This is a genomic window from Fannyhessea vaginae DSM 15829 (genome assembly GCF_000159235.2).
GTDB lineage: Bacteria > Actinomycetota > Coriobacteriia > Coriobacteriales > Atopobiaceae > Fannyhessea > Fannyhessea vaginae.
The window spans coordinates 596,262-611,778 of sequence record NZ_ACGK02000001.1 but is presented as its reverse complement, the minus strand read 5'-3'; the positions used below and the strand labels follow the sequence as shown (position 1 = coordinate 611,778).

12 protein-coding genes and 1 CRISPR repeat array (1 of these 13 running past the window's edge) are annotated in these 15,517 nt (G+C 40.4%); all 12 genes read right to left on the bottom strand.

Annotated elements, in window-relative coordinates; genetic code table 11:
* Positions 1-2,055: a CRISPR direct-repeat array (repeat unit 28 nt; unit sequence GGATCACCCCCGCGTATGCGGGAAAAAC); it reaches 423 nt to the left of the window's first position.
* A 31-nt stretch (positions 2,056-2,086) separates the two neighbouring features.
* Entirely contained in the window at positions 2,087-3,046 is a 960-nt protein-coding gene (gene cas2e / locus HMPREF0091_RS02665) for a type I-E CRISPR-associated endoribonuclease Cas2e (RefSeq protein ID WP_029575186.1), read from the bottom strand.
* A gap of 1 nt (position 3,047) precedes the next feature.
* Positions 3,048-3,995, bottom strand: a complete 948-nt coding sequence (gene cas1e, locus HMPREF0091_RS02660; protein ID WP_010241934.1) for a type I-E CRISPR-associated endonuclease Cas1e — start codon at positions 3,993-3,995, stop codon at positions 3,048-3,050.
* Between the two features lie 44 nt (positions 3,996-4,039).
* Complete coding sequence (gene cas6e / locus HMPREF0091_RS02655; protein ID WP_006302706.1) at positions 4,040-4,687, bottom strand: type I-E CRISPR-associated protein Cas6/Cse3/CasE; 648 nt, start codon at positions 4,685-4,687, stop codon at positions 4,040-4,042.
* Positions 4,671-5,516, bottom strand: coding sequence for a type I-E CRISPR-associated protein Cas5/CasD (gene cas5e, locus HMPREF0091_RS02650; protein WP_006302705.1), 846 nt, complete (start codon positions 5,514-5,516; stop codon positions 4,671-4,673). The genes cas6e and cas5e overlap by 17 nt, the downstream gene beginning before the upstream one ends.
* A gap of 34 nt (positions 5,517-5,550) precedes the next feature.
* The gene (gene cas7e / locus HMPREF0091_RS02645) at positions 5,551-6,621 is read right to left on the bottom strand and encodes a type I-E CRISPR-associated protein Cas7/Cse4/CasC (RefSeq protein ID WP_006302704.1); all 1,071 of its coding nucleotides are present in this window, start codon (positions 6,619-6,621) and stop codon (positions 5,551-5,553) included.
* Positions 6,622-6,673: 52 nt separating this feature from the next.
* Positions 6,674-7,288, bottom strand: a complete 615-nt coding sequence (gene casB, locus HMPREF0091_RS02640) for a type I-E CRISPR-associated protein Cse2/CasB (protein WP_010241931.1) — start codon at positions 7,286-7,288, stop codon at positions 6,674-6,676.
* 24 nt (positions 7,289-7,312) lie between these two features.
* Complete coding sequence (gene casA / locus HMPREF0091_RS02635) at positions 7,313-8,989, bottom strand: type I-E CRISPR-associated protein Cse1/CasA (protein ID WP_006302702.1); 1,677 nt, start codon at positions 8,987-8,989, stop codon at positions 7,313-7,315.
* The gene (locus HMPREF0091_RS02630; protein WP_006302701.1) at positions 8,982-11,774 is read right to left on the bottom strand and encodes a CRISPR-associated helicase/endonuclease Cas3; all 2,793 of its coding nucleotides are present in this window, start codon (positions 11,772-11,774) and stop codon (positions 8,982-8,984) included. The genes casA and HMPREF0091_RS02630 overlap by 8 nt, the downstream gene beginning before the upstream one ends.
* A 237-nt stretch (positions 11,775-12,011) precedes the next feature.
* Complete coding sequence (locus tag HMPREF0091_RS02625) at positions 12,012-12,761, bottom strand: GntR family transcriptional regulator (protein ID WP_006302700.1); 750 nt, start codon at positions 12,759-12,761, stop codon at positions 12,012-12,014.
* 190 nt (positions 12,762-12,951) lie between these two features.
* Positions 12,952-13,590, bottom strand: a complete 639-nt coding sequence (locus tag HMPREF0091_RS02620) for an AAA family ATPase (RefSeq protein WP_006302699.1) — start codon at positions 13,588-13,590, stop codon at positions 12,952-12,954.
* 5 nt (positions 13,591-13,595) lie between these two features.
* Entirely contained in the window at positions 13,596-14,030 is a 435-nt protein-coding gene (locus HMPREF0091_RS06120) for a hypothetical protein (protein ID WP_006302698.1), read from the bottom strand.
* A gap of 143 nt (positions 14,031-14,173) precedes the next feature.
* A complete protein-coding gene (locus HMPREF0091_RS02610) occupies positions 14,174-15,484 on the bottom strand; it encodes a PTS ascorbate transporter subunit IIC (protein WP_006302697.1) in 1,311 nt (436 codons plus the stop codon).
* Between the last annotated feature and the right edge of the window lie 33 nt (positions 15,485-15,517).

The following is a 15,517-nucleotide window of genomic DNA, read 5'->3' as shown; positions in this document are numbered from 1 at the left end:
GCTTTCGGGATCACCCCCGCGTATGCGGGAAAAACAGTGGAACGAAAACAACAGCGTAGACAGAAATAGGATCACCCCCGCGTGTGCGGGAAAAACCATCGTTTACGGTGTCAAGGTAGTATTTTGCTTGGGATCACCCCCGCGTGTGCGGGAAAAACTTATTAATTGTTGCGTATATCTTATATAATACGGGATCACCCCCGCGTGTGCGGGAAAAACCTTTAGTGTACAATCGAAACGTTGCGGTATATAAGGATCACCCCCGCGTATGCGGGAAAAACGCACATGAGCTACAAGGCAAATGGGACGCTCCGGGATCACCCCCGCGTATGCGGGAAAAACCTCTTTTGTCTGAGGGTATTTTTTGCAAGCTTAGGATCACCCCCGCGTATGCGGGAAAAACCTCTTTTGTCTGAGGGTATTTTTTGCAAGCTTAGGATCACCCCCGCGTATGCGGGAAAAACCTGTGACTTTGACTGAAAGCCTACCTAAAGGCGGGATCACCCCCGCGTATGCGGGAAAAACTCGAAAGCGCGGCAGATGTCTCCTTTTTTTGTGGGATCACCCCCGCGTATGCGGGAAAAACAGAGCATGTACAGGATTATCAAGGTGTATATTAGGATCACCCCCGCGTATGCGGGAAAAACTTTACATTGGCTCCGAGGTTATCAAATTTTGGTGGGATCACCCCCGCGTATGCGGGAAAAACCCAACGAGAATAGCCTATCTCACCACGCGCCCAAGGATCACCCCCGCGTATGCGGGAAAAACTCTTTGCATACTCTATAAAGAGATTTTTCATTAGGATCACCCCCGCGTATGCGGGAAAAACAATGAGATGGACTCTTTGTACGGGGAAGGCAAGGGATCACCCCCGCGTATGCGGGAAAAACTCTAAAAAGTGTTCCCAAAATTGCATTATCTCGGGATCACCCCCGCGTATGCGGGAAAAACTCATCACTATCATCTTCTTTTAACTGTTTTTCAAGGATCACCCCCGCGTATGCGGGAAAAACTCTCTTCTGCGTCATCGTAACCAAGCTTTTTAGGGATCACCCCCGCGTATGCGGGAAAAACTTGGCACTGTAGCTGTAGCTGTGTTGGGTGCAAGGATCACCCCCGCGTATGCGGGAAAAACTTAAACATGGCGCTCGGTTTGACGCTAAATGGGGGATCACCCCCGCGTATGCGGGAAAAACTAAGCGCGTTTATACAGTGGGGAATACCACTTAGGATCACCCCCGCGTATGCGGGAAAAACGTATCTTGTCGCGCACAATAGTGTCCGTTCGTGGGATCACCCCCGCGTATGCGGGAAAAACTCCCAGCCTCTATCGTAGTTTGCGATAACCTTGGGATCACCCCCGCGTATGCGGGAAAAACGGATTTTTTTAAGAGCGAACTGATATTTTTCAAGGATCACCCCCGCGTATGCGGGAAAAACGCATTATGCTGCAAATTGTCTTGAGGAGCTGTAGGATCACCCCCGCGTATGCGGGAAAAACCGTCAGGGCTTGCAATTGTTGCAGGCTCTTTTGGGATCACCCCCGCGTATGCGGGAAAAACGTTACAACGGCAGCCGCGAAAGAGGCTGGTGCGGGATCACCCCCGCGTATGCGGGAAAAACTACCACTTATCGGGAGTGTATGCTCATATATTAGGATCACCCCCGCGTATGCGGGAAAAACTCTTTGCATACTCTATAAAGAGATTTTTCATTAGGATCACCCCCGCGTATGCGGGAAAAACAATGAGATGGACTCTTTGTACGGGGAAGGCAAGGGATCACCCCCGCGTATGCGGGAAAAACTCTAAAAAGTGTTCCCAAAATTGCATTATCTCGGGATCACCCCCGCGTATGCGGGAAAAACTCATCACTATCATCTTCTTTTAACTGTTTTTCAAGGATCACCCCCGCGTATGCGGGAAAAACTCTCTTCTGCGTCATCGTAACCAAGCTTTTTAGGGATCACCCCCGCGTATGCGGGAAAAACTAGAATTAGCGCAGGAAATATCACATAATCCTGAGGATCACCCCCGCGTATGCGGGAAAAACTCTTAAAAATCCCTGTTTAAAGCTGCTTTAACTAGAGAACATCAAGAATTTTATTCACTTTTAATGCAAGCTTTGCTATCAGTTTAGCATCTCCAAGCGCCCGGTGCGGAACAGTAGCTGATATTCCATACACTTTAAGAACATTATCAAGCGCATAACTCTCTAAGAACATCTTTTCTTTCTTAATAAATCTCATTACATCAATTTCTCTGTTATCAAGAAGCTCTTCGTTCATAGAGCGTAGCTCATTATTTATAAATCGCATATCAAACGCAATGTTATAACCTAGAACAGGCAAATGTCCTATAAACTGTTTCAACCCATTAAGAGCCAAGTTAGGATTTACTCCCCGATTGGCGAGCTCTATATCGGTAAGCCCAGTTAGTTGGGTTATAGCTGGGGAAAGATTCAATGAATCCCGTTTAATTAAACACTGATAGTCATCTACCTGCTTGTCGCAAATTCTAATTGCGCCTATTTCTATGATTTTGTCGTCTGTTTCGTTTAGCCCACTAGTTTCAATGTCTAAAATAACAAATTTCTTATCAGATAAAATCTCAAAGTCACTTGCAGTATAAACATTTTCATCCTTTTCTATGGCCTCTAAAGAGCAGTCATCATCTTTTTTGAGTTTTTTATTACTGTACATACGCGCCTTATGAAAATGATATGCCTTGCTAAAACCATGTTCTTGGATATCATTACGCTTATTACAATTTGGGGTAAATATAAGCGGGATTCCGTCTAAATATACAACTCTTCTAGCAGAATTAATGGTACAGAAATCATAACCAATCTCATTTTGGGCAACAAAAGATAATGTAGCAGATCCTGAACCTACACAGTTAGAAACTCTACTCCAAAGTTTCTCACGAATACGACTATTAAGGTTTCCTACATACACTCCTGTATCAATTTCTTGCATCCATTTAGTTAGATCTCCTCGTAGTGATCTAGGACATTTGCTGAGGGTAATTATGGTAAGCGGCATGTCAATCTGTCTCACTATAATTGATTCCTGCAGAAACAGCTCCCAATTTATCATCCCATAATTGCAAAACATCTGCTTCAACCTGCTGTTCTTCAGGTACTGCCAATATGTATTGAATATCCTTAACAATCTGTGGGAGCAATTTTGTCGAAGTAAAGCTATCTCTCATGCGTAAACGCATCTGCGATCCAATATCAATACTGCTATCCCGCTCTTTTTCTTCGGCAAGACAAAATGCGAGTGGAATAGTAGTTTCAGCTTTGTAAAGATCGGCAATATCATAAACAAACGAAAGATCGTGCCCCACATGTACAAATCCCAAGCCAGATGCTAAACCAAGTGCATAAACTACGCTCTGCACCAAACCGTAAAGACAGACATTACCAGCAGAAAGTGCTTGATTAACAGCAGAAGCATCTTCAAAAATCTCGTAATTATAATCTCTACCGTTCCACGGAACATGATATTTACGTGACATTCTTCGATATATGGTTCGCACGCGCGCTCCTTCACGTCCCCGTAGTTGTTGCATAGTGTAAGCTGAACAATCATCAGATGGAAATCTCATCTGATACATTCTTCTTGCTACTTCTAGTCGTGACCTAGTGTTTGATACAAGGCTTGCTTGCAACATGAGAAGCTTTGATGTCCGCGCTAACGGTCTACCGTGAGCATAGGTTCTTACACCAGATTCGCCTACCCATATTACGCAAACGCCCACACTTCCCAACAACTCCATAGCACGATGAGTTATTGATGTTCCAGGGCCTAGTAGTAAAACACTCATTAATGCTGCAGGAATTCGAAATGTTCCCTCTTCTTTATAGGCAGTAATGGCACTGTCAATTCGATTAATCTTGGCGTATTCAATGTAGATAAAGCTTATTCGATCAGAAGCGTGAGGGAGCTCTTGTAACTTAACTTTCTCTGCACCAACGTTTGCTTTCATTGCAATTAGTCCTAACAGTTCCATGGCCTTCTCACGAAAACCAACTATTGGGGGATAACCGTCATCATTCCAAAGCCATATGCCTTTTTCTTCCCAATGCCATTAATGAGAGCATTTCTAAAAAGTTCCACATCTTCTATGGTTAGAAATCCCTGATAAACTGCCTTAACTAAACGAATAGGCTTCTGAGATTTTCTAAAATAAGAGAAACCTCTCTCTACAATGTCAAATTCTCCTGCCTCTAAGCTAAACCCATACTTTTGTGCGCGCGATGCAAGAAACTCTATTTGTTGTGCATGTGTGACATGCGGAACTACACGTCCTCTTGGCCTTTTTCCATCTTGAACCCGTTCACTCGGAAGAGAGATTACTGGATTAAGAGCTACGCGGAATTGCAGCCTGTCTCCTTTTTTAAGTGATGTAAGTAGTGAGTCGTAGTTCTTTGTCGCTGCAGTATGAGCAACTCCATATTTTTCCAGTTTCGTTAAGTCTGGTTTTGAATTGCTGAGTACCAATAAGTATTGCTTGCCTCGAAGCGTATCAACACGCCACAGTTTACGACTACGAGTATGTGTTAGCCATTCTTCAGGAAAACTTTCCTCAACCCATGCATGAAAAGTTTCTACATGTGCAAGGTCTCGCATGGTTTTGAGATTGTTACAGTTAATCTCAACTCTACTGAGATACATCATTGTTCACCTCTAACATACTGAATGCATCATGCTCCATGCTTACGTAGTCTTTATCGAATGCTGACTCATTAACAGAAGCTGATTTTTTATCGTGTGTTTTATCACACATGGGGCATATTGCCTTGAGGGGAAGGTCAAAGCGAGCTTCGTATCGGTAGCCAAATCTTCTATTTTTATTAGAAAAGGAAAACGCGATATCATGTCTTAGTTTTCGGACAGAAGGGCGCTCTATACTGCTTTGATAGGGAGCAAGAAGATCGGCATCCGCATATATGGGAATAAACAAATCGTCACTTGTACTATTCAGGGACTGGATTTTCTTTTGTTGCCATTTTTGAGCCATCCATGGATATGCTCTTAGTAGGGCAAACGGATCTTCTTCTTGCATGCCAATTATAAAATCGTACGAAAGAGGAAAAGACCTACGTCCCAAACAAAGTTGGAAGTATGGTGCAGCAAGAGCCTGCTCAATTTTTTCAAGCAAAAAACTATCCTCTGAACCAAGAGCAACTAAAAACACAGCGTCTTCAAGGCAATAACGGTTAGTAACATAATTGCGGTCGAACTCCCCAGTAGGCTTGCATTTTGATGCAATGTGATAGTCCTTAAGCAGGTTTCCTTGCTGGTCAATTCGAACTGCAAAAGCAAGCTCGTTAAGTTGCTTAAGGTCAGCATCATGGGGCTCATTTCTTTTATAGCCAAAAGCAGCAGCTATCATTCCGATGACCGCACTCTTAGACGGGTAATAATCGGTATGACGTGTTTCAAAATGAGAACTTGTCCCCCAGGATTGTAGAGGTCCCGCAAATTTTAGCAATAAGCTTTTCATAAGAATCCTCACCAAATAATGTCCAAATGTGTTGCTATAGGATTTCAGTTATTTTGGTTGCCAGATCATCTAGTAAGGCTTGCATTGATGGTTTTTCTTCTCCTAATTCCTGCATATGTTCAGGGGTCGCAAGGCTAACGTAAAAGGAGACAAGTGGTTTGTGAACAATTTTTTCAGTTTTTGCCATCTCTTGCGCAAGCTTAGTAGTAGATTGGCTTGCATATCCATCCGTTGATTTTACAGGCTCTTCAAATGCGCTTACAAGATTTACAGGGCGATCATCGCGTAACGTTATCAAAAGTAGGTGTGGCAACGTTTGATTTGCAAAGGTATTAGCTTTTCCTGTAGGCATAGACTCTACAAACCCTTTAACAAAAAGCTTTACAGAAGCTGCAAGGGCATCCTTATCATTATCTAGCTGTGACAAAAACTCATGCAAAGCAATACTTGCATAGCGGTATAGTTCAGATGAATTGTACTCTACTGTACCAAGCATGCCTGCGCCTGCGTTGTCCTTAGGGGACAAGTCGTCAATTGCTGTAAAGTAGTCAAATTCATGTTGTATAGCGTGTGTAGAAATTGCATGAGCTACCTGTGCAGAGGCGTCTTCATTAAGTGATGGATCATCAGCTAGCATACGTCCAAAAAGCGCTATATCTATAGGAAGATACTTATGCAACAGCGCCTGCAATGCTTTTTTATCGTCAACGCCATCTATCGCAGCTTGGGCAAGCGCGTTCGCTTGTTTTTCTCCTATAAAGAAAAGAGCTTTGACTTTTCTATCTTTTGTTGTTTTAACGCCCGCGTTATTGAGCGCTTTTTCTCCGAGCTTCAATGAGTTTTCATCTGAGATTGATGGATCGAGCGCAACAATCTTCTTAGCTATATAGTCGACAAGATAGAGCGTACGCACTCCTACATTTTCTTCGGCACTGTGTTCTTTAAAATATATTCGCATTGCCCTCTTCCAGCACTGAGAGCTCACGCGTGCGCGTGTAGAGCCTCCATATTGTGCCGTCTTTGGACTGCCAGTATCATCACGATTAATATTGCATGGAGGAAGCGTTTGCAGTGCGTGAATATCTATATACAGACGATTGTTCATAATGATTTCCTTTCTTTGTTACTTACGTAAAAGTAGTGTTTATACGTGATAATTAATTAAATCGATAGTATTCCTGTGCCCATGAAAGACGTATCTTCTCTGGAATAAAGTTAAACAAATACAAATCACGTGCCAAACGTGGATAGTTAATATGTTGGTGGCTATCCTTTGTTTTGCTTTTAAGGATCCCAGTCAATTGCCTTAGGTTATAGTAAAAATGATCAATATTATCTGAAGTAATTAAATTAGAAAAACGCCTATCCATTGCGTCGCGTTGCTTTTCATCTAAACGCAATATTCTCAAGCAAGAACCCATATTATATGAAAAAGATTGTGCCAAGGCGTTTTCGTCGGTGACAGTGTTGTCAGTACTTATATCTTCTGCTGACATGTTTCCCTGTTCATAAAGGGCATATATTTGCAGGGTATAAATCACCGCCTGCATTTTTAGATTTTTCCCCTCATACTCGCTTAAAAAGTCATCGGGGACACTCGTTAGTATTAACGGCCAGATGTCTACCGACTGGCTAAGTGGCTTTCCAATAGAATGTCGCAATTTTGCAAGAATTGCCCTGCGTGATGCTGCATCGACATTGCTAAGATACTGCCTAACAATCTTTTGTACAGCATTTGACACTTCAGAATAGCCTGTAGTTGCCTCGTTCATAAGCACTCCTTTCTGCATAACACATTACTGTTCTGACAGTTTGTTAAGTCGATATATAAAAGCGTTGTAAGCTGTAATAATATTTTTTGTTGTAGCAGCTCCGCTTGTTTTTTCTGTTACGGTAATACCATTTAAATCTCTTGTATTGGCGTTAGCAACCATTTGACTTGCTTCTTTTGCTAGTAATTGCTTAACGGTTGCTCTCCACCTATCGCAGCATTCGTTTTTTGAATCGCTTGGGTTAATCCCTGCGAGCCAATCTCTAAATGGGTGATCGAGCAAAAAATAGACATGGTTGATTGTTCTATTTATAAATGTAGCGGCATTATCATCGCTCCGATTTTGTATGTCGCACATATCTTTAAGGAAGCCCCTATACGTTGAGCTAACAGCAGTTTTTGTGTGGTTTACCTCATTATTAACACGATAAACCCATCCATCATTGCCTATATCTGTTATCAATTCTTCATGAACGTATAAATTATCATATACCTCGTCAGTAGGAACCCACGATGTTGCATTGCCATCATCCTTTACACTAATAGCCTCTAGTACAATGCGTGAATTTTCTATATACGAACTAATACAGTCTAGCCAGCTTATAGCCTCTGGTCTGTGATATTTTTCTTTATCATCAAGAGAATATGCTAAGGTAAGCAAGCTATAGGAGCGCCACATTGCTTCTTCAGTGCGGTGCTTTCTGGGAGTAAATGTATCTTTGTTATCTCCAGTTTTATTATAATGCCAAAAGGTCATTGGCTCTATAAATGCATTTTTGTGATCGAGGTCAGGAAGCTTAACCATAAAAGGAGTAAACGGTTCGTTTTCATCCTCTCTTGAAGGGATATACACGGCACGGCTCCATCGCGTATATAGCTGCGCTATATTATCAACGCGACTACTTGAAAATGCATGCTGTATGTTTTCGGCACCTGAATATTCCCAACATGGTTTTTGATCACTTGCTGCTAACTGAAATGGATTTGCAGCTACCCAGTTTAGCAAAAGTGTTTCAAACAGATTGGATCCCGCAAGTGTAATACCACCCAAGTCAAAAAGCCAACCCTTAGAGGCTTTATATTTTTGTGTACCAAAAATAGTTTTGTCAGAAAGCCCCACATAGCCTTGCAGCGTAACAAGCCATCGTGCAAGCTCAGCGCAGGTTAAGCGATTTTTATCTTTCTCGTTTCCACTTTTTGGAGAAAACAATGCAATCTTATTATTACTTTCTGAGATTAAACGATTAATATTTTTCCCCGAAATTTCGCTAGGTTTCTTTCCACCGAGCTTATCACTACTAATATCTTCAGCCAGCACCTGCATAAACGGGTACTCGTCATCAAAAAGATAAAACCTGTTATGCCAATTGTCCAGATAATCACATACGATATTTGGAAAACGGCGCTCTAGCCACACTTCTCTCCATATTTCGATGCTCTCTTCATCAAAATCTTCTGCTTCATCTTCATCTGGATCAAACGTACGTGAATAGCCCTTGGCATCATAGCGAGAAAATACTGTGTGGAGGACTGCAAGTAGTAAGCGCAAAATGGAAAAATCTTGCGCCTTCATATCGCCTGCAAGTGCTTTATATTCATGCGCGGATTGAAAGATATCTATCATTGAGACCAGTTTTGTATGGCCCAAATCGTCTACAATTACCGAAATCCACGGCTCTTCTAAAAGATTGAACTCATGCATCGTGAGGCTCCTTTTGGCAGAGAATACCTAGTTCTTGATTATATTTTAATGTATAGCCACAAAAAGTACAGGAAGCGTTGTCATCAAAAATGAGAGCTAACGAGTCGTGCAACCATGGCTGATTCTTCCATTCAGCCATGTGAGTTTGCCGATAGGCTTCTAGCTCTCGAATGCAATGTTCTGTAGCTTTTGTTGTTCTCGTAAACTGAGCTGGTAGGCTAATGGTTTCACGAGCTATCTTCATAGCAATGTAAGGTATGTCGATTTGTTCTTTAATATCATTACCATCAGAAAATATACCGTAACCAGAGCCAACCTTTTTCAGGGCTATTATTTCAATCGACTCTCTAGAATTACGAACTTGTGCAATCCCTGCTTCCTCTGAGTTTTCGGTAACGCTATTAGACAGTAGTCCCATAATGGATTTTTTACCAATACCCGTATGAGGTTTATCAATGCGATAATTACAAGCGTTAAGCTTATTAGCATTGCTTTCGTTCATATACTGATCTTTTGCTTGTACATATAAATCTTTGAGATCATCTGGTAGCGCAATATCTGAATCCCCATATACTTCTTGCACCAGATGACAAATATCTTCTGGTATGTGTATCACTTGAGGTAAGAAATACTGTGTCCTCATGAGGAGATAAGCGCCATACACTGCGATTGCACCCTTATCAAACTTAAACTCCTCTGATGTGGCAAGTATATACAGGTGTGGGGTTGTTACACGTGCTGGTCTTGCTATCACATGTCTATGTAGCCTACCTGCCCGTTGTAAAATTAAGTCCATGGGCGCTAAATCGGTAATCAATACATCAAAATCGATATCTAGTGACTGTTCAAGAACCTGAGTTCCTATAATAATAGCTTTATATGGCCGCGTTGCGCCTTTTCCAATTGCTTCGCTAATCCTTTTTTCTTTTCTTATGCGGTCGGTGGCGATGAACTGAGAGTGAATAAGCGTAAGCTCATCATGACCAAACTCTTCTTGACATGCATTATAGATTTCTTGAGCGCGTCGCACTGTATTAACGATGATTCCCGCAACTCCGCCACTTTGCAATAGCTCTTTCAATGTAGCTAGTAAGATGGTATGTTTTGAATCGTCAATAAGTTTGTGCACTTCAATTTGTAAGGAATGCAGTCCGTTGCGCTCGCATATGGCTCTCTGTTTAATATGCGCTCCATCATTATAAGTAAGCAGCGGATATGTTTCAGAATGGGAATCGTATTCAGTTTTATCGCACTGAGTTTTCCACTTTAGACCAAGCCCCTTTACATAGGCTCGTAATAGTGTGTCTCTTCGTTCATAAGGTAATGTTGCGGAAAGCAAGAGCACTGGAACACCATACGCTGCCATCCACATGATTGCCTCTTCAAGATACTGATTCATGTATGTATCGTATGCATGCACTTCATCAATAATTACCACTTTTTTGCTAAGCCCCAAGTGCCTGAGCATGAGGTGTTTCTGTTTAAGTCCAGCCAATAAAAACTGATCAACAGTTCCCACAACAAAGTCATCTAGTAAGGCTGTCTTTCTTCCAGAAAACCAGTCATTTAGAATTACTGCAGAATTCACATCACCGTTATTCAGACTATTACAAGTTTTAGCAATGTGTGCAAAGTCTTCATTAAGCGCTGCTTTTCCATGCACTAATCTAAGTCCAAGTGCACTATTGAAATCACCAATAACACCTTTAAGCCATTGGTGTACGCGGGAAAACATGCCATTTGAAGTTGCTTGTGTGGGAAGCCCAAAAAATAATCCGCTTTTTCCTGTTTGCTGAGCTAATTGTTCAGCAGCAATGAGCGCCGCTTCTGTTTTTCCAGATCCCATTGGCGCTTCAAGAATAACTATTCCAGGGCTGTTGCAGGTACGAATAACTTCATATATTGTTTGCTGAATACCATTAGGGGTAAACCCAAAACGCTTATTATATTGCTGGTTTGCATTGGCAGCGCATAATGATGGTTCCCACAAGTCTTTTGTTCCATGGTCAATCCATGCGCTCCAGCCTCTTTCGAGGCGCTCTTTCTGATTAGTAATACCGCTTTCTTCAATTGATATAAGAGGAAAAAAGTGCTCATTGCTTGCAATCCAGTCTGCCATAATAACGAGGCCACAGAGAACCATTTGAGCTGGCTCACTTATTTCTGGAAGATCCGCAACACATTGAAAATCATTTCTTTCGAGTGCCCATGCAAGAATCTGTTCTTGTGTATTTTTCCATAACTGAGCAACCTCACTTATACCTTCTGTTTGATAAAAGTGATCGGGATAGGCGGCAAGATCATCTAAGTATACTCGAGAACTATCCAGAGGTTTCCCATGGTGTGCGCCTACAATAGCACATATTCCGTGAGGTACTCCGTACTTTTCAAGTATTGCTTGTCCTGTAATGTTGTGATGGCTTGTGCTCCAGTCTTTGGTAGAACTTATAAAATTGTCAGCTCCTTTAAAACCGGCAGTAATGAGCTTATTTTTGAGCTGTATATCTAGTTCTTTTGATCCTGCGATTGCTTCTCTAAACTGAAAGACTGGTGTAGCCTTACCAATATCATGAACAGATGCTACAAATTGAAGCAAGTTTTTTACACATGCGGGTTTCGTTAGCGAAGCGGTAAGCATAGCTCGCTGACTCGAGCTGAGCCAATGCTCCCAAAGCAAGCCAATGACATTGCTGGTGTCTACCAAATGTTGTGCTAGTGGAAGCCAGAGCATGGCACCATCATATTCTGCTTTTTTGCCCCAAAGAGCTGCGTTAATCTCAGTCATAACGGTCCTTCCAAAGCCGCTATACGTTATAAGATGTTACGTTCTCTAGTATACATGGGTGCCTGGACAAAATATGTGTTTGTTGGATTGACAAGCAAGGCGAGAGTAAAATTGATGGCGTGACGTGTTCCCGTGTGGAATCGCTTATGCGCATGATGATATTTCAAGCTCATAATGATCGAGCTAAAAGGATATAAGTGTGTTTCTTACTAACAGTATCTAGAATAAACAGGTGTTTTAATTTTCAAGATTCATTACAAGATAATATTTATCTGCACGATACTGTTTAATCATATATTCTCTCGGAATATTATTTTGATCATATGTTACACGATAGATCGTTAATATTGGAGACCCAGGTTCAATTTGCAATTGTTTCGCTACATTAGCGCTTGCAACTTCAGCACAAATATGTTGTGTAGCGCGCACCCAACGTTTATGCATAATATCAAAATAATACGACCTTAAGGATTCTTTTGAAAAATCTCTTTTATGTATATCAGGCAAATAAGAATGTACAACATATACCGTCTCTAAATAAAAGGACGTATTGCCTCCATAACGTACTCTTTTTAATTCAAATAATTCTATATCAGTCGCAACACATAAAATTTTTGCCAATTTATCGTCAGCTTTAATATCATGAGCAGATATTACTTTTTTAAAAGGTTTACCATCATCAGTAACAGTACGTTTTAAATAGCTAGCAACCTTATTAAGCGCCGAAGAAGGTTGATTTGAAATAACGACAGAGCCAACCCCACGCCGACGTTCAACTAATCCATTTGTAACTAATAATTCCATAGATTTTCGAACTGTAGCACGACTAATTCCATAGTAATCAACCAATGTTGGCTCTGATGGCAATAAATCGCCAACTTTATATACACCCTCAACAATATTTTGAAATAGAATATTATAAAGCTGGTAATATAGTTGTTCGTGGCTAGTATTGTCTAGTACTGTTCCAAATAAGGAATCCATCATAACCACTCCTATTGACAACAAGCGTTCAGAAAGCTAAATAACCTAAGGTGCTAGAAACATACATTTTTGTATGTTAGCATAACTGAATGCATATAGCCCACAAAAGCGCAGACAATCGCACTAAACTCACTATAATTAATTGTACGTAAAGCCATCAATGAAACAAAGAAGAGCACTAATAACATTTATATTATTTGAACCAACTTCTTTGATTTTTATTTTGCTGTGAAATGAAATTATTGAGAGCAATAATTATCTCTTCAAAATCAATTTTTTCAACATATGTAGCATCAACCTCTAACAATGTACCCAAACAAAAGGCACCGTACCCTTTTGAACGGCAACGGTATCTAAGCAAATCGTAACTAACAAGAACATCGGCATTTAATCTATTTTCAAGATAATCGCCTTGATGATAATGATTCATTAAATGACCTAAATGACGTTTTTGGTCAAGATCTCTAGCAAGTGAACGCTTATAAATCTCCTTAAGATCACCAACAAAACGAACCGTAATACACTGGTATTCATATAATTCACAAAGTAACTTTAAAGTTGGCTTTTGTTTATTACTGAATGGGTAGTCCGTTATTATCAACTGCTCACTTTCCATATATCTTATAAGACGATCATAATATGTTTTCCAAACAGCTATTTCAAGCGTGGCTTTTTCCTGAGCGTTGTTGAAACCGATTCTATCCCAATATTCCTCTTTTATATCATCAGGTGCTATAACCGCTGCATTCTCATATATTTTTTGTAATTTTTTACACAGCGTAGACTTTCCTGTTGCTGGATAACCAGCAAGTAATATCAATGTTCTAGACATACTACCTACTTACCACGTAGCATATCTTTTGAAAGCTGCATTAAGGCTTGCTGCTTATCAAAATAGTGACGCATCTCTTCATCATTACCTGATGCAATGGCTAAATTCCTTTTTTTGTTGTATAAAATTGTAAGCCTTTTATATGATACCCCCATTTTATTGGTCATTTTCATGGTTGTCTCATAGATACTTATTGCTTCATCTAACTTGTCTAATTTCTCAAATAAATCAGCTTTTTTATTCAATAACATGACTGTTTTATTTATTGAGTCCTCATCATGTTTTTCTTCCAAACAACGTAACTCAGCATTGATAGACAAAATTTCTTGATCAATATCTTGGCAATGATTTTGAACATTTTCATTACTTTGTGTACTGTTTACCTGTGAAGCTCTTTTATGATCATCTACATCTTTTTTTATTTTTAAAAAATCAAACATTATTATCACCGACAAATCATTTAAATTTAAAATGAACTTGTAACAAGGGAGGAGCAAAGTATTACTCCTCCCCAGAAAGAAAGGGCAAATTGATACCTAGTCATATTTATGTGGGGATAAATATGACAACATTAACAAAAAGTTTAGGCACCAAACATTGCAAGAAGACCCTTAACTGCATATAGGAAAAATCCAGTAAAGACGGTATCGACATCTGTACAAGTAAGATTTACGAATCCTATTTGAGCCAACATTGGTGTAAGCAACGCTGGAATAATCATTATGAAAATACCATGTACTATACAACCGATAATAAGACCGCGACGACCACCCATAGCATTGCCAAAAATACCTGCAGTACCACCCGCAAAGAAGTTAGACATAACGCCAGGAATTACAAGATAACCCGTAAGCGGAGAAAGAGCCATACCAATAAGTGAACCAATCGTAGTAAAAACAAAACCTAGAATAACTGAATTTGGTGCATATGGGAATAGAACAGGACAATCAAGAGCAGGCTTTGAATCCGGAACAAGCTTCATAGAAATGCCCTGAAATGCCGGTACGATGTTATCCAATAATTGGCGAACACCCATCATCAAAACATAAAGGCCAATTACAAAAGTTGCACATTGAAGAAATGATTGAACTAAATAATTTACATTGATACCCAAGCCAAGTGCTTTACACGCAGCATTGCAAGCTTCAGGACCAGCAACAATTGATGTAATAAGAAAGAAAGGTAACATTACGGTAAATACAGCAAGATACGTATCGTTCAGGAAGTCTAAACTCTCTGGCAGTTTAATATCTTCAGCAGATTTGGAGTCATCACCTACCAATTTAGCAACACCTGCAGTCACCATATAACCAATGGTACAAAAATGGCCAAGAGCAATGTCATCACTGCCAGTTATTTTACGCATAACAGGTTGTGCAATAGCTGGCATAAACGTTGCAAAGCAGCCTCCTACAACAGATGCAAGAACAATTAATGGAACTCCACGAAGATTTAAAAACCATGAAAATACAACGGCAAGGGTTGATTCCCATAAAAGTGCTTGTCCTGTAAGGAAAATATATTTAAATTTAGTGACACGTGCAAGTATAATATTAACGATAAAAATACCAGCAAGAGTAATAGCAATTTCTGAACCGAGACCTAAATCAGTCATTGCCTGACCGTTAATACCTTCTATTGAAGCTACAACAGCCCCACCAGCAGAACCAAGGTCAAATGCCGCATTAAATACTGCACCAAAATATTTAAGCGACCCTTGTAGGATAGAAGAACCAGCACCAAGTATCATAAAACCAAACATAGTCTTCATGGTTCCTGCAAGAACATCACTTAAGGGTTTTTTCTGTAGTGCAAGTCCTAAACAAGCAATCAATGCAATAATAATGGCAGCTTGTGTAAGGATATTATTAATTATCCACTCAAGAATAAACATAACACAACCCTCTTTCCTTCTTTGATATATCTA